Source organism: Streptomyces sp. HP-A2021, from assembly GCF_022807935.1.
Classification (GTDB): domain Bacteria; phylum Actinomycetota; class Actinomycetes; order Streptomycetales; family Streptomycetaceae; genus Streptomyces; species Streptomyces afghaniensis.
Window position 1 is genome coordinate 8,132,705 of the sequence record NZ_CP094344.1, and the last position, 25,900, is coordinate 8,158,604.

Consider the following 25,900-nt stretch of genomic DNA (forward strand, 5'->3'; position numbering starts at 1 on the left):
GGATTCCGGCCGGGAACCTCGCGAAGGTCCGTCCGTCAGGGAAGGTCCATGCTTCAAACACCGAGCGGCGGTGCCGGGCACGGCGCCGCCGCCACGGACAGGCTGATGAGCATCGGCACGGTGCTGAACGTGCTGCGCGACGAGTTTCCCGAGGTCACCATCTCCAAGATCCGTTTTCTGGAGGCGGAGGGGCTCATCGAGCCGCAGCGGACCCCGTCGGGGTATCGCAAGTTCAGTGCTCACGACGTCGAGCGTCTCGGTCATGTCCTGAGGATGCAGCGGGACCACTATCTGCCCCTGAAGGTGATCCGCGAGCACCTGGAGGCCATGGAGCGCGGCGAGGCCGTCCAGCTGCCGGCGCTGGGCCGTCAGCGGGACGGCGAGAGCGTGCCCGAGCCCCCCGAGGCGCCCACGGCGGCCAGGATCGGACGTGAGGAGCTGCTCGCCGCCGCCGGTGTCGGCGAGGAGGAGCTCAGGGAGTGGGAGTCGTACGGGCTCGTCACACCCCTGGAGGACGGGGTGTACGACGCGGAGGCCGTCACGGTGGCCTCGTTGATCGCCGAGCTGGGGCGGTTCGGGATCGAGCCGCGGCACCTGAGGGTGATGAAGGCCGCCGCCGACCGCGAGGCCGGGCTCGTGGACCAGGTGGTGGCCCCGCTGAAGCGGCACCGGAACCCGCAGACCAGGGCTCACGCGGAGGCCCGCACCAAGGAGCTGGCGGGGCTCACGGTGAAGCTGCACGCCGCTCTGGTGCAGACGGCGCTCGGTGTGCGGCTGCCCTGAGACGGCCGGTCGTGGGAGGGCCGGATCAGGCGCCCGTTCCCGGCCCGACTACCCAAACATCCCGAGCACGGCCTAGGGTTGCTGTGTGAACGAGCTCGATGTCGTAGGTGTCCGGGTGGAAATGCCCTCCAACCAACCGATCGTGCTGCTGCGTGAAGTGGGAGGCGATCGTTACCTCCCCATCTGGATCGGACCGGGGGAGGCGACGGCGATCGCCTTCGCCCAGCAGGGCATGGCTCCTGCGCGGCCGCTGACCCACGACCTGTTCAAGGACGTGCTGGAGGCCGTCGGCCAGGAGCTCACGGAAGTGCGCATCACGGACCTGCGTGAGGGCGTCTTCTACGCGGAGCTGGTCTTCGCCAGCGGCGTCGAGGTGAGCGCCCGCCCGTCCGACGCCATAGCGCTGGCCCTGCGCACCGGGACGCCGATCTACGGCAGTGACACGGTGCTCGACGACGCCGGTATCGCGATCCCGGACGAGCAGGAGGACGAGGTGGAGAAGTTCCGCGAGTTCCTCGACCAGATCTCCCCGGAGGACTTCGGCAGCAGCAGCCAGTGAGCTCCGGATACCGGTGAGAGCCGGATGGCGGCGAGTGCAAAGCCAGTGAGGCGTGTGTGGGGCGGCCCGGCGGATGATGTGGTCCGCGGCAGGGTCGCCCGCCGTACGTGTGACGGGTGAAATGCCCGCATGTGCCGGATGCCGGTGAGAGCGTCACGCGGCCCGCGTCGGAGGCATTCGGCTAGCCTTTCCCCGCGGTGGGGCACGGGAAACCACTCTTAGGGTGATTATCACTCGGCGTGGCGAGTGTGGCGATCGTTGACGCACCCCGGGTGACTGCCTACCGTCGAGAAGGCAGGTCAAGGACGGAGGTCGGCGTGAGAAGCAGCGGCGACGGTACGGCTGGGGGTGGCCCCGAGCGCAGTCTCAGGGCGAGCGGTCCGTACCCTCCCCCGGGCTCACGGCTCCGCCCGAGCGGGGGGTGTTCCCAGCCCGGCGGCGTGGCTGATCACGTTCCGCAGCGACCGACGGCCGTGCCGAGCAGCGGAGGGACGACGTCCATGGCGTCCGAGGCGTCCGAGCAGATCGGCTATCGCGGCCCCACGGCCTGCGCGGCCGCCGGTATCACCTACCGGCAGCTCGACTACTGGGCCCGCACCGGGCTCGTCGAGCCGAGTGTGCGCCCCGCCTACGGGTCGGGGACACAGCGGCTGTACAGCTTCCGGGACGTCGTCGTCCTGAAGATCGTCAAGCGGTTCCTCGACACCGGGGTGTCGCTCCAGAACATCCGAACGGCCGTCCAGCACCTCAGGGAACGCGGTTTCAGCGACCTGGAGCGGATGACGCTGATGAGTGACGGAGCGACGGTCTACGAGTGCACCTCGCCGGACGAGGTCCACGCGCTGCTCCAAGGGGGGCAGGGCGTCTTCGGGATCGCCGTGGGCGTGGTGTGGCGGGATGTCGAGAGCGCGCTGTCCCAGCTGCACGGGGAGCGGATCGACACCGGCGAGACCCTGGTCGGGTCCAACCCGGCGGACGAGCTGGCGCGACGGCGGAACCGGGCCGTCTGAGCCGACCGGCAGTGTGGTGCCCGTGATGCTGTTACAGGCGGGACCTTTCCACGCCGCACTGCAAGCGGTTTCTACCGGGGTGTGAGGGCGGTCGTCCCGGGCGTTGTCAGTGGCGTAGGGCAGCATCGGAGATGTGAGAACCGCGCCCACGATCCTGCATCTTGATATGGACGCCTTCTTCGCCTCGGTGGAGCAGGCGTCCAAGCCGAGTCTGCGCGGGAAGGCCGTCGTCGTGGGCGGGCTCGGGCCGCGGGGCGTCGTGGCCACGGCGTCGTACGAGGCCAGGGTCTTCGGAGTGCATTCGGCGATGCCCATGGGACAGGCCCGGCGGCTCGCGCCCAACGCCGCGTATCTGGTGCCGCGCTTCGGTTTCTACAAGGCGATCAGCGAGCGGGTGATGGAGCTGCTGCGGGCGTTGTCGCCGCTGGTGGAGCCGCTGAGCCTGGACGAGGCGTTCGTGGACCTGGAAGCCGGGGGAGCCGCCTGGGACGAGCCGTCGGCGCGGCTGGTCGGGGCACAGCTGCGCGCGGACATACGGGCCGTCACCGGACTCACGGGATCGGTCGGGCTCGCCGCCTCCAAGATGCTCGCGAAGATCGCCTCGGAGCAGGCCAAGCCGGACGGACTGGTGGTGATCGAGCCGGGGTCCGAGCGGGCGATGCTCGGGCCGATGTCGGTGCGGACGCTGCCGGGGGTCGGTCCGGCGACGGGCGACCACCTGCGACGGGCCGGGATCACCACGATCGAGGAGATCGTCGAGGCGGGCGAGGACGAGATGGTCCGGCTGCTGGGAAAGTCGCACGGGCACGGGCTCTACGCCATGGCGCTGGCGCGGGACGACCGGCCCGTCGTGGCGGAGCGGGAGACGAAGTCGGTGTCGGTCGAGGACACCTACGACGTGGACATCCACGACCGGGTGCGGGTCGGTCTCGAGGTGCAGCGACTGGCCGACCGGTGCGTGCGGCGGCTGCGCGGGGCCGGGCTGTCCGGGCGGACCATCGTGCTCAAGGTGCGGCGGTACGACTTCTCGACGCTCACCCGCTCCGAGACACTGCGCGGGCCGACCGACGATCCGGGGGTGATCCGCGAGGCGGCGGCCCGGCTGCTGGACTCGGTCGACACGACGGGCGGTGTGCGGCTGCTCGGGGTGGGAGTCAGCGGGCTCGCCGACTACACGCAGGAGGATCTCTTCGCGCAGGCGGCGGGGGAGCGGGCGGAGGCGGATGGGCCCGTCGAGATGGACGCCGTGGCCCCGGCCGAGGAGCAGCCGGCGCTCGCCGAACGGCGGTGGCCCGCCGGGCACGACGTACGGCACGCCGTGTTCGGGCACGGGTGGGTGCAGGGCAGCGGTCTGGGGCGGGTCACCGTGCGGTTCGAGACGCCCGGCTCGGAGCCCGGGCGGGTGCGGACCTTCCGGGTCGACGACCCGGACCTGGAGCCGGCGGATCCGTTGCCGCTGGTCTTAACGGGACCGGAGGCGAGCGTACGGGACGGCGACCCCGCAGCACTTCGCGAAGTGGCCGACGGCGCCGGGCGGCTTCAGGCCGTCTCGTCCGTGCCCGCCAGCTTGCCGAAGTCGCGGTCCGGGAACGGCGGAGGTGCGGCGACGTCGAGGCCGTAGTGGTGGTAGAGCTGGAGTTCCTGTTCCGGGGAGAGGTGGCGCCCCACGCCGAAGTCGGGGGCGTCCTTGATCAGGGCGCGGTCGAAGGGCACGTGGAGGGCGCCGTCGATCAGTTCACTGGGCTCCAGGGGGACGAACGCGTCCCTGCTGAACAGGCCGGTCCGTATGGCCGCCCACTCCGGCTCGCCGGTGGCGTCGTCGAGGTAGACCTCGTCGATCGTGCCGATCCTGGTTCCGTTGCGGTCGAACGCCTTGCGGCCGATCAGGTTGCGCGGATCGATATCGGTTCGCACGGGCCCTCCACATAGTCGCAACTCATCCGTAAGCACAACAAAACGGCACAATCGGAGAGGTGGCCACTCGAAGGTTCGTGCGTTGCCCGCGCTGGTACGCTGGCAGCGGCTGCTGACCCCGTGCGGGAGAGTCCTCCAGACACCATCGGAGGCGCCGAAGGAGCAAATCCTCCCCGGAATCTCTCAGGCTCACGTACCGCACGGACGAGGTCACTCTGGAAAGCAGAGCGGGTGTCGACGGCTTCCGCTCTCACCGACGGTGAAAGCCGGAGGCCTTCGGGCGATCCGGTGAAGCTCTCAGGTCGAGATGACAGAGGGGGAGGCCGTCCGGGTACCCGTGCCGTGGTGCCCCTCGAAGGTCGTGTCGACCAGGAGGCCTCCGTAATGACCGCCCACCGCATTCCGCTCTCCGAGCTCGAAGAGGCAGTTCCCTTCGAGCAGCGCCACATCGGCCCCGACCACGAGGCCCGCGCCAAGATGCTCGCGCAGGTCGGCTACGGCTCGCTGGACGAGCTCACGGCCGCAGCGGTCCCGGCCGTGATCAAGAGTGCCGAGGCGCTTGACCTGCCGGGCGCCCGCAGCGAGGCCGAGGTGATCGCCGAGCTGCGCTCCCTCGCCGACCGCAACCAGGTCCTCGGCTCCATGATCGGACTCGGCTACTACGGCACGTTCACGCCCCCGGTCATCATGCGCAACGTCATGGAGAACCCGGCCTGGTACACGGCCTACACGCCGTACCAGCCGGAGATCTCGCAGGGCCGGCTCGAAGCGCTGCTCAACTTCCAGACGATGGTCGCCGACCTCACCGGACTGCCGACCTCCGGTGCCTCCCTGCTCGACGAGGGCACCGCGGCCGCCGAGGCCATGGCGCTGTCGCGGCGCCTCGGCAAGAACAAGAAGGGGCTGTTCCTGGTCGACGCGGACACGCTGCCGCAGACCATCGCCGTGATCCGGACCCGGGCCGAGCCGACCGGTGTCGAGGTCGTCGTCGCCGACCTGAGTGACGGCATCCCCGCCGAGGTCGCCGAGCGCGAGATCAACGGCGTGCTGATCCAGTACCCGGGTGCCTCCGGGGCCGTACGGGACATCAAGCCGGTCATCGACCAGGCGCACGAGCTCGGGGCGCTCGTCACCGTCGCCGCCGATCTGCTCGCGCTGACGCTGCTGAAGTCGCCCGGTGAGCTCGGCGCGGACATCGCCGTCGGGACGACCCAGCGCTTCGGTGTGCCGATGGGGTTCGGCGGTCCGCACGCCGGTTACATGGCGGTCAAGGACAAGATGGCGCGCAGCCTGCCCGGGCGGCTCGTCGGCGTGTCCGTGGACGCCGACGGGAACAAGGCGTACCGGCTGGCGCTCCAGACGCGTGAGCAGCACATCCGCCGCGAGAAGGCCACCAGCAACATCTGCACCGCCCAGGTGCTGCTCGCCGTCATGGCCGGCATGTACGCCGTGTACCACGGGCCGGAGGGCCTCAAGGGCATCGCGCGGCGCACCCACCGGTACGCCACGGTGCTCGCCGCCGGGCTCGCGAACGGCGGGGTCGAGGTCGTGCACGGGTCCTACTTCGACACCCTGACCGTGCGCGTCGAGGGCCGGGCCGCCGACGCCGTGGCCGCCGCGCGGGAGAACGGGGTCAACCTGCACCTCGTCGACGCCGACCACGTATCCATCGCCTGCGACGAGACCACCACGCGGGCCCAGCTGCGTGCCGTGTGGGCCGCATTCGGCGTCGAGGGGGTCGTCGAGGCGCTGGACGCGGCCACCGAGGACGGGCTTCCGAATGCTCTGCTGCGGACCGACGAGTACCTGACGCACCCCGTCTTCCACCAGCACCGCTCCGAGACGGCCATGCTGCGCTACCTGCGCCGGCTGGCCGACCGCGACTACGCGCTCGACCGGGGCATGATCCCGCTGGGCTCCTGCACCATGAAGCTCAACGCGACCACGGAGATGGAGCCGGTCACCTGGCCCGAGTTCGGGCAGCTGCACCCCTTCGCGCCCGCCGAGCAGGCCGGGGGCTACCTCACGCTCATCCGTGAGCTGGAGGACCGTCTCGCCGAGGTCACCGGGTACGACAAGGTGTCCCTCCAGCCGAACGCCGGGTCGCAGGGCGAGCTGGCCGGTCTGCTCGCCGTACGCGGGTACCACCGGGCCAACGGGGACGAGCAGCGCACCGTGTGCCTGATCCCGTCGTCCGCGCACGGGACCAACGCCGCGAGCGCGGTGATGGCGGGCATGAAGGTCGTCGTCGTGAAGACCGCCGACGACGGCGAGATCGACGTCGAGGACCTGCGGGCCAAGATCGAGCAGTACCGCGACGAGCTGTCGGTGCTGATGATCACGTACCCGTCCACGCACGGCGTGTTCGAGGAGCACGTCTCCGAGATCTGCGCCCAGGTGCACGAGGCGGGCGGGCAGGTCTACGTCGACGGGGCCAACCTCAACGCGCTCGTGGGACTCGCCAAGCCGGGGCACTTCGGCGGTGACGTCTCGCACCTGAACCTGCACAAGACCTTCTGCATCCCGCACGGCGGCGGCGGTCCCGGAGTCGGTCCGGTGGCGGTGCGGGAGCACCTCGCGCCGTACCTGCCCAACCACCCGCTCCAGCCCGAGGCGGGCCCGGAGACGGGGGTCGGTCCCATCTCCGCGGCGCCGTGGGGTTCCGCCGGCATCCTGCCGATCTCCTGGGCCTACGTCCGGCTCATGGGCGGGGAGGGGCTGAAGCGGGCCACGCAGGTCGCGGTGCTCAGCGCCAACTACATCGCCAAGCGGCTGGAACCGCACTACCCGGTGCTCTACACCGGCCCCGGCGGGCTCGTCGCGCACGAGTGCATCATCGACCTGCGGCCGCTGACCAAGGCGACCGGCGTGAGCGTCGACGACGTGGCCAAGCGGCTGATCGACTACGGCTTCCACGCGCCGACGATGTCGTTCCCGGTGGCCGGGACGCTGATGATCGAGCCGACCGAGTCGGAGGATCTGACCGAGCTGGACCGGTTCTGCGAGGCGATGATCGCCATCCGTGCGGAGATCGAGAAGGTGGGCTCCGGCGAGTGGCCCGCGGACGACAACCCGCTGCGGGGCGCCCCGCACACCGCCGGGACGCTCGCCGGGGAGTGGGAGCACGCCTACAGCCGTGAGGAGGCCGTCTTCCCGGCCGGGGTCTCGGTCGCCGACAAGTACTGGCCGCCGGTGCGCCGCATCGACCAGGCCTTCGGTGACCGGAACCTGGTCTGCTCCTGCCCGCCGCTGGACGCCTACGAGGACTGACCGGCCCGACAGGTCGTGTGGGAGGGGCTCCGTGGTGCGGGGTCCCTCCCGTCATTCGGCGGCGGCGAGGGACACCTCGGTCGACTTGATCAGGGCGACGACGGGGGTCCCGGCCGACAGGGCGAGGTCGTCCGCTGCGTCCCTGGTGATCGCGGCGGTCAGTTCGCCGCCCTCGACGGTGACCCGTACGGACGCCATCGCGTCGCCGGTGGCGATGCCCGTGACCGTGCCCGGGAGCCGGTTGCGGATGGAGAGGCCCTCGACGCCGGCGGTGGCCAGCGAGACCTCCGTCGACTTCACAAGGGCGCGCACGGCGGTGCCGGGCGTGAGACCGAGGTCGTCCGCCGCCTCGCGAGTGATCGCCGCGGTGAGGGCCTGGCCGCCGGTGAGGCGGACCCTGACCGTCGCCATCGCCTCGCCCGGCGTGACGGCGGTGACGGTGCCGGGAAGCTGGTTGCGGATGCTCAGACTCATGGGTGCACGGTAGCCCGCCGGATTCCTTATGCCGGGTATGCGTGCGTCTGCGTCGCCTTGACCGTCGCCCAGACCGCGGCTCCGGGATGCAGGTCGAGTTCGGCCGCGGCGACCGTGGTGAGGTCGGCGGTCAGGGGGAGTTCGCCGGTGAGGTCCGCGCGGATCTGGTCGCCGTGCGTCTCAAGGCCGGCGACCTCGCAGCGCCACAGGTTGCGGGCGCTGGAGCCGGTGGGGCGTTCGCGGTACAGCGTCACGGCGCCGGGCGGGAACGCCACGAAGGCCGGGCCGGAGAGCTCTTCCGTGGTCGTGATGGCCGGGCCCGAGTCGAGCCGGACGGTGTGGCCCTCGGCCCGTCCCCGGTAGAGGTTGAGGCCGACGAGCCGGGCGATGTAGTCCGTGCGGGGGTGGCGGGCGATGTGGGAGGGCGTGCCCTCCTGTACGACATGGCCGTGCTCGACCACGACCAGGCGGTCGGCCAGCACCATGGCGTCCAGCGGGTCGTGCGTGACCAGGACGGCCACCGCCTCGAACTCGGCGAGGTGTCGCCGGAGCTGGGCGCGCACCTCCAGGCGGGTGCGGGCGTCGAGGGCGGCGAGGGGCTCGTCCAGGAGCAGCAGCCGGGGCCGGGTGGCCAGGGCCCGGGCCACGGCCACGCGCTGGGCCTGGCCTCCCGACAGGCGGCGGGGCTTGGCGCCGGCGTGGTCGGCCAGGCCCATACGGTCCAGCCACTCGGCCGCCTGGGCGCGGGCCTCGGCCTTGCCGGCGCCCCGGCAACGCGGCCCGAAGGCGACGTTGTCCAGGGCGGTCAGATGCGGGAAGAGCAGGTAGTCCTGGAAGACGACGCCGACCGGGCGGGACTCGGGCGGCGTGGCGTCCAGCGGGGTGCCGTCCAGCCGTAGATGACCCGATGTGAGAGGGGTGAGCCCTGCGAGGGCGCGCAGGGCGGTGGTCTTGCCGGCGCCGTTGGGGCCGAGCAGGGCGACGACGTCCCCTGGGGCGGCGGTGAGTGTGACGTCCAGGCGGAAGGTGCCGCGGTCGACGACGAGGTGGGCGTCGAGGCCTTCGGTGCGGACGCCGGTCGTGGTGCCGTCGAGGTCGGTCATGAGGGTTCGTCCAAGGGGATCAGGAGGCCGTCATCCAGCGGTCTCGCAGCGCTGCCAGTACGGCGATGGACACCGCCAGCAGGACCAGGCTGAGGGCGATCGCCGCCGCCGGGTCGTTCTGGAGGGCCAGGTAGACCGCCAGCGGCATGGTCTGGGTGCGACCCGGGAAGTTGCCCGCGAAGGTGATCGTCGCGCCGAACTCGCCGAGGGCCCGGGCCCAGGCCAGTACGGCGCCGGCCGCGATGCCCGGCGCGATCAGCGGAAGAGTGACCCGGCGGAACGCGGTGAAGCGGGAGGCGCCCAGGGTGGTGGCCGCTTCCTCGTAGCGCGGGTCGGCGGCCCGCAGGGTGCCCTCCACGCTGATGACGAGGAACGGCATCGCCACGAACGTCTCGGCGAGGACGACACCCGTCGTGGTGAAGGGCAGGGTGATCCCGAACCAGGAGTCGAGCCACTGCCCGATGACGCCGTTGCGCCCGAAGGCGAGCAGCAGGGCCACACCGCCCACCACCGGCGGCAGCACCAACGGCAGTGTCACCAGGGCCCGCACGAAACCCCGGCCGGGGAACCGCGTGCGGGCCAGCAGCCAGGCCAGGGGGACGCCGACGACCAGGCTCAGGCCCGTCGCCGCCGTGGCGCAGACGAGCGACAGCCGGAGTGCCTCCCACACCTCGGCGCTCGTCAGCTGCTCGGGGAGGCTGCGCCAGGGCGCCCGTACGAGCAGGGCGATCAGGGGCAGGAGCAGGAACGCCAGGCCGAGCAGGGCGGGCACCAGCAGGGGAATCGGCACCGATCGGGTCCGGCCGCGGTGGCGATCACGGCGGGGGCGGCTGGCCAGGGTGTCGGTCACGGCTTGAGGAACCCGGCCCGGGACAGCACCTTGTGACCCTCCGCGGACCTCACCAGCGCGATGAACGCCTTCGCCGCCTTGGGGTTGGGGGCGTTCTTGAGCAGGGCGATCGGATAGTCGTTGACGGCCTGGGCCGACTCGGGGAAGTTCACGCCCGCCACCTTGTCACCCGCCGCCCGCACATCGGTCTGGTAGACGACGGCGGCGTCGGCCTCCTTCAGCTCGACCTTGGTCAGGGCACTCTTGACGTCCTGCTCGTACGAGACGGGAGTGAGCTTCAGGCCGCCGGCGTCCAGCGCCTTCCGGGCGGCGGCACCGCACGGCACGGTCTTGTCGCACAGGACGACCTTCAGGCCGGGCTTTGTGAGGTCCTTCAGGGTAGAGATCCGGTCGGGGTTGCCAGGCGGCGTGGCGATCTCCAGCCGGTTGCGGACGAAGGTGGCCGGCGTGCCCGCCGCGTCCCGCTGGTCCGTCACGGTCGCCATGGTCTTGGTGCTGGCGGCGGCGAAGACGTCGGCCGGGGCGCCGCTGGTGATGCTGGCGGCGAGGGTGTCGCTGCCGCCGAAGTTGAAGGTGACCTTCGTGCCCGGGTGCTCCTTCTCGAACCGCTTGCCCAGGGTCTTGAAGCTCTCCTCCAGAGAGGCGGCTGCGAAGACGGTGACCGTGCCGGAGGGCTTCCCCGGGGAGGAGCCCTTGTCCGAGCCCGTGGCGGAGGAGCAGGCGCTCAGAGTCAGCAGCGCGGCCGCGGAGGCACCGGCGACCTGGAGCATTCGGCCTGTCCGGAGCGCGGAACGGGTCATCTCGGGGCCACTCCCTCGGTGTGCGGGGGGAAGAGCCGCAGGGCTCCTCCGATACGCCGATCATACTGACGCATCTGCGAGGCAGAAGTCTGCTGTGGCTTCGCATGAGCCAGGGTGAGTGGGCGGCTGGGTGCGCATGTGCGTTCCTACGGGCTTCAGGTCCGGTCGATATGGACGTTCGTCGACTTCACGCGGGCCGTCGCCTCGATGCCGACCTCCAGGCCCAGTTCCTCGACGGCCTCGCGGGTGAGCAGGGAGACGAGGCGGTGCGGGCCGGCCTGGATCTCCACCTGGGCGGCGACGTCACCGAGCTTGATCGCGGTGACGATGCCGGGGAAGGCGTTGCGGGCCGACGTGTACGGCGTGTCCTCCTCGGCGGTGCCGGACCTGGCGAGTTCGACGGAGAACGCGGCCAGGTCCCGCCCGTCGACGAGCCGCCGCCCGGCCTCGTCGCGGTGGGTGGCGATACGGCCCGCGTCCGCCCAGCGGCGGGCGGTGTCCGGGCTCACGCCGAGCAGTCGTGCTGCCTGGCCGATCGTGTAGGACTGCATGCCGGTCACGATAGGGGCGCGGGGCGGGAACGGCGGATGCGGGGTTGGCCGTTGGGTATAACGCGATATAGCGTTAGTCGTCGAGTGGGCGGGCCGGGTGCCGTGCCCGGGAGAGCGGGGAGATGTGATGGCGGGGGACCTCTCGCGTACCGGTGGATCGCCCGAGGTGAGGGCCTCGCATGCGGACCGGGACCGAACCGTGGACGTGCTGCGCGTCGCCGCGGGTGACGGCCGGCTGACCTTGGAAGAGCTCGAGGAGCGGCTGGAGGCCGCGCTGTCCGCCCGTACGGTGGGCGAGCTCGCCGTGCTGACCGCGGATCTGCCCGAGGTGGCGGGCGGGACCGGCGTCGAGGCCCAGGAGGTCGTCCGGATCGAGCAGGAAGGGTCCTCGACCCGGCGCGGTGACGGCTGGGTGGTGCCGCGGCGGCTGGAGATCCGGTCCGCGTGGGGCGAGGTGACGCTCGACTTCACCGACGCGGTGATCACCCAGGACACCCTGCACATCGACCTGGACATGCGGGCCGGCGCCCTGAAACTGCTGACCCCGCCGGGGGTCGTCGTGGACACCGGCGCGCTGGTGACGAACTACTCCCAGATCAAGGCGCGCGGGGCCGCCGATGCCCCGGTCGTGCTGCGCGTGCGGATCACCGGCGAGATCAACTACGGGCAGATCGTGGTGCGTCCGCCCCGCAGGGGCTTCGGCCAGCGCAGACCGAAGGGCTGACTCAGCCCACGTGCACCTTCGGCCGCCGCTTCCGGTCCGGTTCCGCTTCGCGCAGGACCTCGCGGGTCACCGGGGCGACCTCGCCCTGGCCGAACAGGAAGAACCGCAACAGGTTGGCGAAGGGCCCTCCTTCGGTCCACTCGAAGTAGATGTGCGGGGTGCGGCCGGTCGTGTCGCGGACGTACAGCAGGAGCGCGGCCAGGGCGTTGGGGACGGAGGAGGACTCCAGGGTCAGGACGCGGTAGCGGTTGTGGAGCACCTCGCCCCGCACGGTCAGGCCCGCCTCGAACTCGGACGGGTCGGTGACCGTCACCTCGACGAAGACGAAGTCCTCCTGTCCGGGTACGTCGTTGTCGTGCCGGATCTGCTCGATCTTGTCGCGGTACTCGGCGATGTCGCGCCGATCGGGCTCGTTGGCGATGAGCCGTATCCGGCGGCTGGCCATGTCCCGGACGAAGCGCTCCGCCATGTCGTCCAGCGTCACGCTGGTCACGCGGAGCTCGAACGACCGGGCCAGCCGGGACAGCAGGGAGACCAGGATGATGCCGGCGATGAAACAGGCGCCGATCTTGACGCCGTCCGGGCGCTCGATGACGTTCGCGACGGTCGTGTAGAGGAACACCGCGGAGATGACCGCGAAGGCGATGATCCAGTTCCGCTGCCGGGCCTTGCGGGCGGCGATGGTCACCGCGATCGCGGCGGAGCTGATCAGGACCAGCACACCGGTGGCGTAGGCGCCGCCCTGCGCGTTGACGTCGGCGTCGAAGATCCAGGTGACCAAGAACGCGATCAGGGTGAAGACGATGACCATGGGGCGCACGGCCCTGGCCCAGTGCGGGGCCATGCCGTAGCGGGGCAGGTAGCGCGGCATCAGATTGAGCAGGCCGGCCATCGCGGAGGCGCCCGCGAACCACAGGATGGCGATCGTCGAGGCGTCGTAGACGGTGCCGAAGGTGTTGCCCAGGTAGTCGTGAGCCAGATAGGCCAGCGCGCGCCCGTTGGCCTGGCCGCCCGCCTCGAACTCCTTCTCGGGGATGAGGAGGGTGGTGATGAAACTGGTGGTGATCAGGAAGCCGCTCATGACGAGGGCGGCCGTGGTGAGCAGCTTCTTCGTGTCGCGGATGCGGCCGGCCGGCCGTTCCTCCGTGTCGGCCGGGTCGCCCTTGACGTGCGGCATCACGGCCACGCCGGTCTCGAACCCGGAGAGGCCGAGCGCCAGCTTCGGGAAGACGAGCAGCGCCACACCGATCATGACGAAGACATTGCCGTGTTGAGTGGTGAGGGCGCCGGCCCAGTCGGTGACCACATGGCCCGCGGTGACCACGTGGTAGAGGCCGACGACCACCACGACCACGTTGAGCGCGAGGTAGGCGCCCACCAGGGCGACCGCGACGCCGATCGCCTCCAGGAAGCCCTTGAGGAACACGGCGCCGAGCAGGGCCACGAGGACGAGCGTGATCAGCATCTGCTTGTCGTGCAGGGCGCCGGTCAGATGCGGGTTCTCCACGAGGTGAGTGGAGGCGTCGGCGGCCGACAGGGTGATGGTGATCAGGAAGTCGGTGGCGGCGAAGCCCAGCAGGGTCAGTACGAACAGCTTGCCCTGCCAGAAGGAGAGCAGCCGCTCCAGCATCGCGATCGAGCCCTCACCGTGCGGGCTCTCCTCGGCCACCCGGCGGTAGACCGGCAGGGCGCCCGCCAGGGTGACGATCACCAGCACGATCGTCGCGACCGGCGACAGCAGCCCGGCGGCGAGAGCCGCGATGCCCGGCTGGTAGCCGAGTGTGGAGAAGTAGTCGACGCCGGTCAGGCACATCACCCGCCACCAGCGCTGGCCCTGGTGCGGGGGCTCCGGTTCGGCATGGGGGCCGGTGTGACCGCCGCCCTTGCCCATGTCGGACAGGCCCTGAAGCATCCAGGCGCGCAGGCGACTGGGTGGAGCGGGCTCCGTACGGCTCGGTGGCGAGTGCTCAGTGGTGGCCATCGACGTGCTCCCGATGTGCGGTTCAGCGTGGTTCCGGCCATCACTGGACGGCCGGTTCAGCGTAAGCGGAGCGTGACGTGATGGCCTGTGGATGAGGTCACTGAGCGCGTCAAGCTTCCGTTAAGACTGGCGGCGGGGGCGGCGGCTGGGAGGCGTGGGGCGTCAAAACGCGTGCTGAGGGCCCGTTGGGCCGCCGATCGAGCCGCACAGCCTCGCCTGCGGGCGAGGGGTGTTCGCCCGCCGAGACTTGGACACCCTCCGTGATCGCGACCGCGTGGGTCGTAGGGCACGGGCCTTCTTGTCGCAGGAGGCGGTGACACCTACAGTGCATCTCCGTAACGTTCGCCAGGTCAGCCGAAACATTCGCATCCCTCGCCGACTCTCGTCGAAGGGGCTGGCGGTGCTGAAGAGGCTGTTGCCAGTCAAGACCCGTGCGTCGGCGGGAGATTCACCGTGCACAAGGGGTTGCCAGTGTTTGGCGCCTGTCTCTAGGGTGCGGCAACAACGAAGCTTTCTGGATCTCTTCCGAAACTTTCGATCCAGTGGACGGACGCGGGAGCGCCGTCCCGTACCCAAGGAGCGCATGATGGGCGACCCGGCACTGTCCCGCCGCGGCTTCCTGGCGGCCTCCGCCGCGGCCGGTCTCGGAATGACGACACTGAGCGCATGCGGCGGGGACTCGGACGGAGGGTCGTCGGGGACGACCACGATCGAGTGGTGGAACATCTCCACCACCGAGCCGGCCAAGACCGTCTGGGCCGCGCTCGCCCGGAAGTTCGAGGCGCAGAACCCCAAGGTCAAGGTGAAGATCGTCCAGCTGGAGAACGACGCCTACAAGTCGAAGATGACGGCCCTGACCTCCTCCGGGAAGCTCCCCGACATCTTCCACACCTGGGGCGGCGGCGTGCTCAAGCAGCAGGTCGACGCCGGACTCGTCGAGGACCTCACGGACCGGACCAAGCCCTGGGGCGACTCCCTGCTCCCGGTCGCCAAGGAGCCGTACCTGATCGACGACAGTGTCTACGGCATCCCGTTCGACATCGGCATGATCGGCTTCTGGTACAACAAGGCGCTCTTCGACCAGGCCGGCATCGCCGAGCCCCCGACCACCTGGAGCGGCTTCCTCGACGCCGTGCGCAAGCTGAAGGCCGAGACCATCACTCCCCTCGCCCTGGCCGGCAAGGAGAAGTGGCCCGGCATGTACTACTGGGCCTACCTGGCGATGCGCACCGCCGGCGCCGAGGCGCTGCAGAAGGCCTACGACGACAAGGACTTCACCGGCGCCCCCTTCGTCGAGGCGGGGCGGCACCTCGAGGAACTCGTCGCCCTCCAGCCGTTCCAGAAGGGCTTCCTCGGCGCCGCCTACTCCAGCCCCACCGGCCAGGCCGCCGCCGTCGGCAACGGCAAGGCGGCCATGGAACTCATGGGCCAGTGGGCGCCCGTGGTGCAGGCCGACGCGGGCAAGGGCCTCGGCAAGGACCTCGGGTTCTTCCCCTTCCCCGCGGTCGATGGCGGCAAGGGCGCCATCACCGAGGTCTTCGGCGGCGGCGGCGGGCACGCCCTGCGCCGGGGCGCCCCGCAGGAGGCCGTCGACTTCCTGAAGTTCTTCGCGTCCGAGGCCACCGACCTGGAACTGGTCAAGAAGACCGGCACCCTGCCCGTCGTCCCGGCGGCCGAGAGCGCCATCGCCGACCCCAACATCAAGGCCGTACAGGAGCAGTTGAAGAAGGCCACCGGCTTCCAGCTCTACCTCGACCAGGCGTACGCGCCCGCCGTCGGCCAGGAGGTCAACGACAGCGTCGCCGCGCTCATCGCCGGTTCCCGGTCGCCCGAGCAGGTCGGCCAGTCGATCACGAAGACCGCGAAGGAAGAGCAGTAACCGGCGATGACCTCCACGTTCCTGCCGGACAAACGGACCGGCCGCGACGCCGGCCTCCCGCCCCCGGCCACGGACCGGTCCCGGAGCCGGGCCCGGCGGCGGGCACTGAACTGGTTCACCGCGGCCGGCTTCCAACTGCCCGCCCTGGTCCTGTTCATGGGGCTCGTCCTGCTGCCGATGCTGTTCGCGCTGTACGCCGCGTTCTTCCGCTGGGGCGGCTTCGGCATGCCCACCGAATACATCGGCGGCGAGAACTTCACCCGGCTCTTCCAGGACGACGTCTTCCTGGGCGACCTGTGGCGCTGCCTGCTGCTGGTGGTGCTGTCGCTCGTCGTCCAACTGCCGTTCGCGCTCGCCATGGCCGTCCTGCTCAACCAGCGCATGCGCGGCCGGGCGGTGTACCGGATGCTGTTCTTCGCCCCGTACGTCCTGTCCGAGGCGATCACCGGAATCCTCTTCGGCATGATCTTCGCCCCGGACGACGGCTTCGCCGACCAGGTCCTCGGCAAGGTCGGCCTTGACGGGCTGGGCGGGGAGTGGTTCGCCGATCCGTCCACCGTCATGGCGACCCTGTTCCTGGTCATGACCTGGAAGTACTTCGGCTTCCACATGATGCTGTACCTGGCCGGGCTCCAGGCCGTCCCCAGGGAGCTGACCGAGGCGGCGCTCATCGACGGAGCCGGCCCCTGGCAGCGCTTCCGCAACGTGACGCTGCCGCTGCTCGCGCCCACCCTGCGCATCAGCGTCTTCCTGTCGGTCATCGGGGCCATCCAGCTCTTCGATCTGGTGTGGGTGACCACCGCGGGCGGACCGGACCACCACTCCGAAACCATGGCCGTGACCATGTTCCAGTACGGGTTCAAGCGCTACCAGGTCGGCTACGCCAGCGCGATCAGCGTGGTCATGTTCGGCATCAGTCTCGTCTTCGCCCTCGCCTACCAGCGGTTCGTGCTCCGGCGCGACCTGGAAGGGGCCACGACCACCATGCGGGGAGACGGAAAGTGACGCACAGTCGGACATCCCGCAGGGGCAGGAACCTTCCTCTGCACCTCGTCCTGGTCCTGGTCGGCGCGGTCATGGCCGTCCCGCTGCTGTACGCCGCGCTCTCCGGCTTCAAGACCACCGACGAGCTCTCCCGCAACCCGGTCGGTCTGCCCGAGTCGTGGGTGACCTCCAACTACACCCAGATCCTCGGCTCGGGGGACTTCTGGCGGCTGATCGGCAACAGCACGCTCATCGCGGTGGGCACGACCGTCCTGGTCGTCGCGGTCTCCGCGCTGTCAGCCTTCTCCTTCGCGCGGTTCGCCTTCCGGGGCCGGGAGGTGCTGTTCACGCTGTTCACGATGGGGCTGATGTTCCCCTTCGCGGTGGCGGCCCTGCCGTTGTTCCTGCTGCTGCGCTCCCTGGACCTGCTGGACAACCCGCTCGGCGTGATCCTCCCGCAGGCGGCCTTCGGGCTGCCGATGACCATCATCATCCTGCGTGGCTTCTTCCGGCAGATCCCGGGCGAGCTGGAGGAGGCGGCGACGCTCGACGGGTGCAGCTCGTTCGGCTTCTTCTGGCGGGTGCTGCTGCCCATGGCGCGGCCCGCGCTCGGCACCGTGTCCGTGCTGGCCGTCGTCACCAGCTGGAACAACTTCTTCCTGCCGCTGCTGGTGTTCACCGACTCGCAGTGGTGGACCCTGCCGATCGGCGTGCAGCAGTTCCAGGGGCAGTACTCCGCGGAGTACGCCAAGGTCTTCGCCTATCTGGTGCTGGCCATGGTCCCCGCCCTCGCCTTCTACTCGGTCGCCGAGCGTCAGCTCGTCGGCGGCCTCACCGCGGGCGCGACGAAGGGCTGACGCGCGCCGCGGACGCACGGCTCACCGACCCATCGATCGTGAGGAGTCGCACCATGCGCAAGACCGCTACACGGCTCAGACTCGCCGGGGCGCTCGCCGCCGCGCTGATGCTCGGAGGCATCGCCACCGGGCCGACGGCGCAGGCGGACGAGCGGCACGGCAAGGAACCGACCCTCGCCGACCTCGCCCAGCGGCACGGCCGCTACTTCGGCAGCGCGACGGACAATCCCGAGCTCGGCGACGCGCCCTACACGGCCCTGCTCGGCAGCGAGTTCGACCAGATCACCCCCGGCAACGGCATGAAGTGGTACGCGACCGAGCCCCAGCAGGGCGTGTTCGACTTCTCCCAGGGCGACGAGATCGTGAACCTCGCCCGCGCCAACCGGCAGAAGGTGCGCGGCCACACCCTCGTCTGGCACAGCCAGCTGCCCGAGTGGCTCACGGGGAGGGAGTGGACGGCCCCCGAGCTTCGGGCCGTGCTGAAGAAGCACATCCAGACCGAGGTACGGCACTACCGGGGCAAGGTGTTCGCCTGGGACGTCGTCAACGAGGCGTTCAACGAGGACGGTACGTACCGCGAGTCGGTCTTCTACAAGACGCTCGGGCCCGGTTACATCGCCGACGCGCTGCGCTGGGCGCACCAGGCCGATCCGCGCGTCAGGCTGTACCTCAACGACTACAACATCGAGGGGATCGGCCCGAAGAGCGACGCGTACTACAAGCTGGCCAAGGAACTGAAGGCCAAGGGCGTCCCGCTGCACGGCATCGGCCTCCAGGCCCACCTCGCTCTCCAGTACGGCTATCCCAGCACCCTGGAGGACAACCTCCGCCGCTTCTCCCGGCTCGGCCTCGACACCGCGCTGACCGAGGTCGACATACGGATGCAGCTGCCCGCGACCGAGGAGAAGCTGGCGCAGCAGGCCGAGTGGTACCGGGACCTGACCGAGGCCTGCCTGGCGGTGCGCCGCTGCGTCGGCATCACCCTCTGGGACTACACGGACAAGTACTCGTGGATCCCGGCGTTCTTCCCGGGCGAGGGCGCGGCCCTGCCGTGGGACGAGCAACTGGCCCCCAAGCCGGCGTACTTCGCACTCCGTGAGGCGCTTGGAGGGAAGTAGGGGGAGGCAGGGGGTGGATGGCGTCCCGGTGCGTGGGCGGGGCGAGGCGCCATCCAGACCGTGCGGGGCGAGTCGACCTGGCTGGGGTCACACCGCGCCGCTTCGGCGGTCGCGCGGCAGCAGGCCGCGCGGCCACCTCGGGCCACGCCCGGCGGGAAGGCCGCGGCTTCGCGGCGCCGACCAGTGGGGGAAGGCACGCGCGGTGCCGAGGGCGGCCGGGCGCCGGGGGAGTGCCGGGCCCGGCCGGCCCTGCCCGCGGCTGCGTCGGCGGCGTGAGGGGCGAATTCGGCCGGCAGAGCTGCCCGCGGCTGCGTCGGCGGCGTGAGGGGTGGCCGTGGTGGGCCCTGTCGGCGGGGTGAGGGGGTGTCCGGTCTGGCCGTGCTTCGCTGATTCGGCCGCGTTTTTGGGCTGGTTCCGCTGCGTCCTGGCGGCTTCTGCACTGGCGGGCGATCTCGTCAGGTCCGCCCCGCCGGAGGCGCCGTGCTGGCCCGGATCACCAGGTCCGTGCCCAGTTCCACCCGCGGTGAGCCGGGCTGTTCGTCGCGGGTGAGTTGGAGCACCGTGCGGACGGCCAGTTTCCCCATGTCGGCCAGCGGCTGGCGGACGGTGGTCAGGGGCGGAGCCGACCAGCGGACTTCCGGAAGGTCGTCGAAACCGACCACGCTCATGTCCTGCGGCACCCGCAGCCCGCGTCGGCGCAGTGCCTCGATCGCGCCGAGGGCCATCTGGTCGCTGGCCGCGAACACGGCGGTCGGCGGCTCGGGCAGGCGGAGCAGGGCGTCGCAGGCGGCGAAGCCGGACTCGGGGCGGAAGTCGCCGGGGACGACGAGGGACTCGTCCATCGCGATGCCGGCGCCTTCCAGAGCCGCGCGGTAGCCGTCCAGCCGGGCCCGCGAGCACAGCAGCCGCGGCGGCCCCGCGATCAGGCCGATCCGGCGGTGGCCCAGGGACAGCAGGTGCTCGGTGGCCGCCATGCCGCCCGACCAGTTGGCGGCACCGATGGTGGGAGCGTCCAGGGCGGGCGAGCCCGCCGGGTCGACGACGACCAGCGGGACGCCGAGAATGCGCAGCTCCTCGTGGAGTGTCGGCTCCAGGGCCGAGGTGACGAGGATGACGCCGTCCGAGGCCCGCGCCCGGAGGTTGCGCATCCACTCGCGGGCGTCGCCCGAACGCCCGTGGATGGCCGACACCACCGTGCCGACCCCGGCCCCGTGCGCGACCTCCTCGACCCCGCGGATGATCTCCACGGCCCAGGGGCTGTCGAGGTTGTTGAAGACCAGGTCGAGCAGGCCGGCACGGTTGCCCGGGGCCGCGGGGCGCTTGCGGTAGCCGTGCCGAAGCAGCAGGTCCTCGACGCGGGCCCGGGTCTGCGGCGACACATCGGACCGGCCGTTGACGACGCGGGACACGGTCGGCACGGACACGCCGGCCTGCCGGGCGATCTCCGTGATCGTGACCTTTCCCCCGGCTCCGGCCTCATGTGCTGCCACTTGCCCCACCTCCGTCGACGGGCGGCCCCGAAACTTCCAGGAGTCTTCCGGAAAACGGGCATCCGTGGGAAGGCGTACCCTCCCGTTCGTGGCTGTGACGGGGAGTGACGGTACCCGGACATGCGTCGGGGCCGGTTCGCAGAGTGTCCTGCGGCCGGCCCCTCATGTCTGCGGGCGGGAGGTCACGCCGCCCGGCGGCCTCAGGCGGCCGTCATGACCTGGCTGGAGGCCAGCGGACGGTGCGGGGCGATGACCCGGCCGTCCGGCAGGAGCTCGCCGGTGTCCTCGAAGAGCAGCACGCCGTTGCACAGCAGGCTCCAACCCTGCTCCGGGTGGTGCGCCACGAGGCGGGCGGATTCCCGGTCGGCGGATTCGGCTGACGGGCACGGAGTCTGGTGCTGGCACATGGGTGGGATCTCTCGCTGTGTCGTGGTGGATGGGATCGCTGAGTCGGCTGTCGTATCTGTTCCGCGGCTAGAAGTGTCGCTCATGGCCGCCCCCCGTTGTGATAAGTCGTCGGAACCCAGTGTTGCCCCACGGGCGTCGATCCGCAGGGATTTCGCGGCACCGCTTCTCACAGGTTCATGACGCATCACCCGCGCGGACGGTTCATCCCAACTGGGCTGTCACTTCGGATGGTTCGTAGTGGCCGAATAGGGCTAGTCCGGTCGGACAGGTGATCCATTTCGGCTCGTACGAGCTATTGAGTGCTCGTACGAGCGAATAAGGGTGACGGAACGAAAAAGCGCGACCCCGTCGCCGGAATTCGGCGACGGGGCGCGGAGAGCTTCGGGGCGCGGCGCTTCAGGCGGGTGAGCCGAGCAGCCGCGTGGGAGTCACCCGGTGGGTCAGCACCGGGAGCAGTTCGGCGACGCGGTGCGGGCGATGGGCCGCGATGCCGGGAGGGGCGGGGGCCAGTGGGACGAGCAGGTCGGTGGCGGCGGGGTGGCCGGTGGCACCGTCGGCGGTGCAGTCCTCGTGCAGCCAGAGCGTCAGCATGTACAGGCCGGGCACGGACAGCAGGCGGGGCTGGTACGGCTGCGGCATCGTCTCGGCCTGGCGCAGGGCGCGCTCGGTGGAGGCGATGTACGGGCCCTCGAAGAAGCGGGAGAAGGCCCAGCCGTCGGGAGTCAGCATGGTCTCCGCCGCGGCCACCGCACGGTCGCCGCAGCGGATCAGGAAGCGCCACCCGGCCAGCCGGGTGGCCGTCACGCCCTCGGCCGTGACGCGGTCGAGGACGTGGACGGGCAGGGGGAGCTCGGCAGTGGCGGGTCCCTGGGCGCGGAGCAGGGAGGGAGTTCGGGCCTCGACGACCGCGGTGGGAGAGGAGAGCGCAGTCAGGACGGAACGGAGTGCGGGCGCGGGAGCCGGGGGGACATGCAGCGGCATGGTGGGTCGCCTCTCATTCAAAGGCACGGTGGCACGAGGGCGGGGGCGGACGGCGCTGTCTGCTCACGAGGGTGGACAGAGGCAGGGGCCGGGGTCTCAAGAACGAGAGGGGGTGGGGTCCGTCCGCCGAACATCACCTCGACGGCGTGACCCATCGACCGTGGGCGCCAACCTTCTGCCTTGTTCGCGGAGTTTATACGACACGGGTTCAGACTGTGTTTCGTCTAGTCGTTTCCGGTGAGTAGAACAAGGGTACATTCGGTCGGCGATACGCGAGAATTATCCCGATTCCACGCGGGGGTGTGCGGCGATGACCTCGGCTAATGCCCCCGCGGCGGTCGGCCCATTCTCGTCGGCGTTTTTCACGAGTTCACGCGACCCCGAAACCCGGGCCCGATGCGTCATGCCGAGTGAATGTGCCACCGGTCATACGTGACCAGCGTAGCGGTCGGCGGGTCCCTCCGGGACGTTATCGATCGCTTTCGCTGGGCATCCTCCACCTGACCGGGACCCCGGCGGCCGGATCTTCGGCCCGCATCATCCGAGGAGGGACGCTTCGATGGGGGAGAAGGTCGTGGCAGGCCGGTTCGACCTGTCCGATCGCCAGCGCTACCGCGACAAGCTCCGTCGGTGCCTGACGGGCTTGGAGCGACTCCTGGCGGAGCAGCGGTTCGATCGCCCCAAGAACCTCATGGGGCTGGAGATCGAGTTGAATCTCGCGGGCGCCGACGGCATGCCGAAAATGTTGAACGCGCAAGTCCTGGAACGTATCGCGAGCCGTGATTTCCAAACAGAACTCGCCATGTTCAACCTGGAAGTAAACATTCCTCCACACCGTCTGGGTGGCCGGGTATTCGATCGGCTCGCGGAGGAACTCCGTACGTCACTGGCATATGCCGACCGGAAAGCCGGTGAGGTCGACGCGGGAATCGTGATGATCGGTATTCTGCCGACCCTCGACCGGGACGACCTGGTGTCGTCGAACCTCTCCGACGTCGACCGCTACACCCTCCTCAACGACCAGATCGTGGCCGCACGCGGTGAGGAGTTCACCCTCGACATCGCCGGCGTGGAGCACCTCAGCTGCACCTCCAAGTCCATCGCGCCGGAAGCCGCCTGCACCTCCGTGCAACTGCACCTCCAGGTCACCCCGGCCCGCTTCGCCGACGTGTGGAACGCGGCCCAGGCCGTCGCCGCCGCGCAGATCGCCGTCGGCGCCAACTCACCGTTCCTCTTCGGCCGTGAGCTGTGGCGCGAGTCGCGGCCCCCGCTGTTCCAGCAGTCCACCGACACCCGCCCGCCCGAACTCCAGGCCCAGGGCGTCCGGCCGCGCACCTGGTTCGGGGAGCGCTGGATCACCTCGGCGCACGACCTGTTCGAGGAGAACCTGCGCTACTACCCGGCGCTGCTGCCGATCTGCGACGACGAGGACCCGCTGGAGGTGCTCGACCAGGGCGGCACTCCCTCACTCGCCGAGCTCGTCCTGCACAACGGCACGATCTACCGCTGGAACCGCCCGGTCTACGGCATCGCCGACGGCGCCCCCCACCTGCGCGTGGAGAACCGCGTCCTGCCCGCCGGGCCCACCGTCATCGACGTGGTCGCCAACGCCGCGTTCTACTACGGCCTCGTCCGCGCCCTCGCCGAGGAGGCCCGGCCGGTGTGGGCCCGGCTGCCGTTCGAGGCGGCCGCCGCCAACTTCGACGCCGCGTGCAAGGACGGCATCGACGCCCGCTTCACCTGGCCCCGGCGCGGCCGCTACGGCGGCACCGCACAGGTCGACGCGGTGAGCCTGGTCCGCGACGAACTGCTGCCGCTCGCCGAGGCCGGACTGGACGCGTGGGGCGTGGAGCCGGCCGACCGCGATCTGTACCTGGGCGTGATCGAGGAGCGGTGCCGGCGCAGGGTGAACGGGGCGAGCTGGCAGGCCGCGACCTTCCACAAGGCACTGGACGCGGGCCACTCGCGCGAATCCGCGCTGGCCGCCACGACCCGGCGCTATCGCGAGCTGATGCACAAGGGGGAGCCCGTGCACGCCTGGCCTGTGGGGTTGCCGGAGCCGGTGTCGTTGGGCTGATGCGCCTCAGGGCCGTTGTGCCGCGGGCCTCATACTGATCCGACAGGTCGGTGAAGTGGAGGCAGGTGTGCAGGCGGAGGCGAGCCCGGTGGCCGACGATTCCAATCCCCAGCAGCGGCTCTCGCGGCGGATGCTCCGCAACGAGACGCTGCTCGTGCTGGCGCTCTCCCTGGGGGCGAGCGGAGTCTCCGCCCTGATCAGCTTCATCGGCTCGGTCACCAAGCCCGGCGGGCTGAAGGACCAGGCGGCCACGATGAACGCCTCGGCAGCGCCCGGCCGTCCCTGGCTCGACCTGGCCTGGCAGCTCTTCGGGATCACCACCGCGCTCGTGCCCGTCGTACTCGTCGCGCACTTCCTGCTGCGCGAGGGCGCGGGCCTGCGCACCATCGGATTCGACCGCACCCGCCCCTGGCCCGACCTCGGCCGCGGGGCGGCGATCGCGGCGGTCATCGGCAGCACCGGAATCGCCTTCTACCTGGCCGCCCGCGGGCTCGGCTTCAACCTCACCGTGGTGCCCGAGGCGCTGCCCGAGGTGTGGTGGAAGTACCCCGTGCTGATCCTCTCGGCGATCCAGAACGCGGTGCTGGAGGAAGTGATCGTCGTCGGCTACCTGCTGCGCCGCCTCGGGCAGCTGGGCTGGACGCCGACGGCCGCGCTGGTCGGCAGTTCGGTCCTGCGCGGCTCGTACCACCTCTACCAGGGCATCGGCGGCTTCATCGGCAACATGGTCATGGGCGTGGTGTTCGTCTACCTGTACCGACGCTGGGGTCGGGTGGGCCCGCTGGTGGTGGCCCACTCGCTGCTCGACATCGGTGCCTTCGTGGGCTACGCCCTGCTGGCGGGCAAGGTCGGATGGCTGCCGACGGCGTGAGAGAACGGGGGCAGGACCGTCTCAGGCCAGCAGCTCGCCCTCGATGACGGTGACCGCCCTGCCGGACAGCAGGGTGCGGTCGCCGCGCAGCTCCGTGCGGACGCGGCCGGAGCGGCGCGAGGCCTGGAGGCCGGTGAGGCGGGTGCTGCCGAGGCGCTCGGACCAGAACGGGGCGAGCGCGGTGTGGGCGCTGCCCGTCACCGGGTCCTCGTCGATGCCGACGTTCGGGAAGAAGCAGCGCGAGACGAAGTCGTAGCCCCGCTCGGGGTCGTCCGCGCGGGCCGTGGCGATGACACCGCGCTCGGAGTGGGCGGCGAGGGCCTTGAGGTCGGGGGCGAGGCCGCGCACCGTCTTCTCGTCGGCGACCTCGACCAGCAGGTCGCCGGTGTTCGGGCCGGTGTCGAGGACCGTGAGCGGCTCGGTGCCCAGGGACTCGGCGAGGCCGTCCGGCGGGTCGATCCGGGTGAGCGGAGCCGTCGGGAAGTCCAGCGTGACGGAGCCGTCCTCGGCGGGCGTGGCGACGAGGACACCGCTGCGGGTGGCGAACCGTACCGGGCCCTCGTGGATGCCGGTGGTGTGCAGGACGTGGGCGGTGGCCAGGGTCGCGTGGCCGCACATCGCGACCTCGGCGGCCGGCGTGAACCAGCGCAGCGCCCAGTCGGCCTCGCCGCTTTCGGGGAGGGGGTGGGCGAAGGCCGTCTCGGCGTGGTTGACCTCGAGAGCGACGTTCTGGAGCCAGGTGTCGTCCGGGAAGGCGTCCGCGTCGTTCAGGAGAACGACCCCGGCCGGGTTGCCGGAGAAGGGGCGATGGGTGAAGGCGTCGACGATTCGAATCCGCATGGCCAGACGCTAGAGGCTCGCCGAAGCCGCAGGACAAGGCCAATTCGAGAGTCCTGGCCCGGTCCGGCGTATCCGTGTGGTCCGATTGCTCAGTCCTTCCGGGCGCCGTCGAGTTGGAAGTGCCCGACGACCGCGATCGGGGAGTCGTCCAAGGCAGCGGCCGACGCTTGTGGGCAACCAGTGCAACAAGTCCCAGGACACATGGGCCGGGAGCGGGTCCGGGGCGGCGCCGGGGGCGAGGGAGTGGCGCGGGCGGGGACGGGCGGCCGTCCGGGCCGGGACGGCGGGCCAGGGTCGGCCGGAGGTAGGACACCAGCAGGTGTGCGTCCGAGATCACGAGGCTTCCGCCGGGGCGCAGAACGCTCGCGAACTCCGC

The 25,900-nt window shown here is 70.6% G+C and carries 23 protein-coding genes and 1 riboswitch; of the genes, 12 read left to right on the forward strand and 11 right to left on the reverse strand.

Features of this window, described 5'->3' with window-relative positions; all coding sequences use genetic code 11:
• Positions 1-48 precede the first annotated feature (48 nt).
• From MQE23_RS36760 to MQE23_RS36775, 4 genes are all read left to right on the forward strand, one after another.
• Positions 49-783 (forward strand): MerR family transcriptional regulator, encoded by a 735-nt coding sequence (locus tag MQE23_RS36760; protein WP_020271308.1) that lies wholly within the window; start codon positions 49-51, stop codon positions 781-783.
• An 85-nt stretch (positions 784-868) separates the two neighbouring features.
• The gene (locus tag MQE23_RS36765; protein ID WP_003988851.1) at positions 869-1,342 is read left to right on the forward strand and encodes a bifunctional nuclease family protein; all 474 of its coding nucleotides are present in this window, start codon (positions 869-871) and stop codon (positions 1,340-1,342) included.
• Between the two features lie 317 nt (positions 1,343-1,659).
• The gene (locus MQE23_RS36770) at positions 1,660-2,352 is read left to right on the forward strand and encodes a MerR family transcriptional regulator (protein ID WP_128092508.1); all 693 of its coding nucleotides are present in this window, start codon (positions 1,660-1,662) and stop codon (positions 2,350-2,352) included.
• Between the two features lie 133 nt (positions 2,353-2,485).
• A complete protein-coding gene (locus tag MQE23_RS36775; RefSeq protein WP_243381375.1) occupies positions 2,486-3,973 on the forward strand; it encodes a DNA polymerase IV in 1,488 nt (495 codons plus the stop codon).
• Here MQE23_RS36775 and MQE23_RS36780 read toward each other — a convergent pair.
• A complete protein-coding gene (locus tag MQE23_RS36780; protein WP_037668020.1) occupies positions 3,892-4,266 on the reverse strand; it encodes a PRC-barrel domain-containing protein in 375 nt (124 codons plus the stop codon). The two genes, MQE23_RS36775 and MQE23_RS36780, sit on opposite strands and share 82 nt — an antisense overlap.
• 113 nt (positions 4,267-4,379) lie before the next feature.
• A riboswitch (glycine riboswitch) is annotated at positions 4,380-4,475 on the forward strand.
• Between the two features lie 175 nt (positions 4,476-4,650).
• Here MQE23_RS36780 and gcvP point away from each other — a divergent pair.
• Positions 4,651-7,536: an aminomethyl-transferring glycine dehydrogenase gene (gcvP, locus tag MQE23_RS36785; protein WP_243381376.1), complete on the forward strand. Its 2,886-nt coding sequence runs from the start codon at positions 4,651-4,653 to the stop codon at positions 7,534-7,536.
• A gap of 51 nt (positions 7,537-7,587) precedes the next feature.
• On the opposite strand, the gene MQE23_RS36790 is transcribed toward gcvP, so the two are convergent.
• From MQE23_RS36790 to MQE23_RS36810, 5 genes are all read right to left on the reverse strand, one after another.
• Positions 7,588-8,010: a TOBE domain-containing protein gene (locus tag MQE23_RS36790; RefSeq protein ID WP_020270187.1), complete on the reverse strand. Its 423-nt coding sequence runs from the start codon at positions 8,008-8,010 to the stop codon at positions 7,588-7,590.
• A gap of 26 nt (positions 8,011-8,036) precedes the next feature.
• The gene (locus MQE23_RS36795; protein WP_243381377.1) at positions 8,037-9,113 is read right to left on the reverse strand and encodes an ABC transporter ATP-binding protein; all 1,077 of its coding nucleotides are present in this window, start codon (positions 9,111-9,113) and stop codon (positions 8,037-8,039) included.
• A 19-nt stretch (positions 9,114-9,132) separates the two neighbouring features.
• Positions 9,133-9,951, reverse strand: a complete 819-nt coding sequence (locus tag MQE23_RS36800; RefSeq protein ID WP_082319738.1) for an ABC transporter permease — start codon at positions 9,949-9,951, stop codon at positions 9,133-9,135.
• Between the two features lie 8 nt (positions 9,952-9,959).
• Positions 9,960-10,763 (reverse strand): molybdate ABC transporter substrate-binding protein, encoded by an 804-nt coding sequence (gene modA, locus MQE23_RS36805; protein ID WP_243381378.1) that lies wholly within the window; start codon positions 10,761-10,763, stop codon positions 9,960-9,962.
• Positions 10,764-10,918: 155 nt separating this feature from the next.
• Entirely contained in the window at positions 10,919-11,314 is a 396-nt protein-coding gene (locus tag MQE23_RS36810; RefSeq protein ID WP_243381379.1) for a helix-turn-helix transcriptional regulator, read from the reverse strand.
• A gap of 127 nt (positions 11,315-11,441) precedes the next feature.
• Here MQE23_RS36810 and MQE23_RS36815 point away from each other — a divergent pair, with 127 nt between their 5' ends.
• On the forward strand, positions 11,442-12,038 hold the full coding sequence (locus MQE23_RS36815) for a DUF1707 domain-containing protein (RefSeq protein WP_243381380.1): 597 nt from the start codon (positions 11,442-11,444) through the stop codon (positions 12,036-12,038).
• A 1-nt stretch (position 12,039) separates the two neighbouring features.
• Here MQE23_RS36815 and MQE23_RS36820 read toward each other — a convergent pair whose 3' ends face one another.
• Positions 12,040-14,019: an amino acid transporter gene (locus MQE23_RS36820; protein ID WP_243381381.1), complete on the reverse strand. Its 1,980-nt coding sequence runs from the start codon at positions 14,017-14,019 to the stop codon at positions 12,040-12,042.
• A gap of 586 nt (positions 14,020-14,605) precedes the next feature.
• Between MQE23_RS36820 and MQE23_RS36825 the strand changes: the two genes are divergently transcribed.
• The 4 genes from MQE23_RS36825 to MQE23_RS36840 all read left to right on the forward strand — a co-directional run bounded on the left by MQE23_RS36825 (position 14,606) and on the right by MQE23_RS36840 (position 18,857).
• Positions 14,606-15,898, forward strand: a complete 1,293-nt coding sequence (locus MQE23_RS36825; protein ID WP_243381382.1) for an extracellular solute-binding protein — start codon at positions 14,606-14,608, stop codon at positions 15,896-15,898.
• Between the two features lie 6 nt (positions 15,899-15,904).
• Positions 15,905-16,903, forward strand: a complete 999-nt coding sequence (locus MQE23_RS36830) for a sugar ABC transporter permease (protein ID WP_243381383.1) — start codon at positions 15,905-15,907, stop codon at positions 16,901-16,903.
• 71 nt (positions 16,904-16,974) lie between these two features.
• On the forward strand, positions 16,975-17,739 hold the full coding sequence (locus MQE23_RS36835; RefSeq protein WP_243382882.1) for a carbohydrate ABC transporter permease: 765 nt from the start codon (positions 16,975-16,977) through the stop codon (positions 17,737-17,739).
• Positions 17,740-17,792: 53 nt separating this feature from the next.
• Positions 17,793-18,857, forward strand: a complete 1,065-nt coding sequence (locus tag MQE23_RS36840) for an endo-1,4-beta-xylanase (RefSeq protein ID WP_020270199.1) — start codon at positions 17,793-17,795, stop codon at positions 18,855-18,857.
• 455 nt (positions 18,858-19,312) lie between these two features.
• On the opposite strand, the gene MQE23_RS36845 is transcribed toward MQE23_RS36840, so the two are convergent.
• The 3 genes from MQE23_RS36845 to MQE23_RS36855 form a co-directional block, all read right to left on the reverse strand.
• Positions 19,313-20,347 carry a LacI family DNA-binding transcriptional regulator gene (locus MQE23_RS36845; protein ID WP_020270200.1) on the reverse strand — a complete coding sequence of 345 codons (1,035 nt, stop codon included), beginning with the start codon at positions 20,345-20,347 and terminating at the stop codon, positions 19,313-19,315.
• A gap of 200 nt (positions 20,348-20,547) precedes the next feature.
• Positions 20,548-20,754, reverse strand: coding sequence for a DUF5999 family protein (locus MQE23_RS36850; protein WP_037667161.1), 207 nt, complete (start codon positions 20,752-20,754; stop codon positions 20,548-20,550).
• Between the two features lie 397 nt (positions 20,755-21,151).
• The gene (locus MQE23_RS36855) at positions 21,152-21,736 is read right to left on the reverse strand and encodes a hypothetical protein (RefSeq protein WP_243381385.1); all 585 of its coding nucleotides are present in this window, start codon (positions 21,734-21,736) and stop codon (positions 21,152-21,154) included.
• A gap of 559 nt (positions 21,737-22,295) precedes the next feature.
• On the opposite strand from MQE23_RS36855, the gene MQE23_RS36860 reads away from it, so the two are divergent.
• Together MQE23_RS36860 and MQE23_RS36865 are read left to right on the forward strand one after the other, a co-directional pair.
• Positions 22,296-23,813, forward strand: coding sequence for a glutamate-cysteine ligase family protein (locus tag MQE23_RS36860; protein WP_020270597.1), 1,518 nt, complete (start codon positions 22,296-22,298; stop codon positions 23,811-23,813).
• A gap of 67 nt (positions 23,814-23,880) precedes the next feature.
• Positions 23,881-24,684 (forward strand): type II CAAX endopeptidase family protein, encoded by an 804-nt coding sequence (locus tag MQE23_RS36865; RefSeq protein WP_020270596.1) that lies wholly within the window; start codon positions 23,881-23,883, stop codon positions 24,682-24,684.
• A gap of 21 nt (positions 24,685-24,705) precedes the next feature.
• On the opposite strand, the gene MQE23_RS36870 is transcribed toward MQE23_RS36865, so the two are convergent.
• On the reverse strand, positions 24,706-25,524 hold the full coding sequence (locus MQE23_RS36870) for a PhzF family phenazine biosynthesis isomerase (protein ID WP_243381386.1): 819 nt from the start codon (positions 25,522-25,524) through the stop codon (positions 24,706-24,708).
• Positions 25,525-25,900 lie beyond the last annotated feature (376 nt).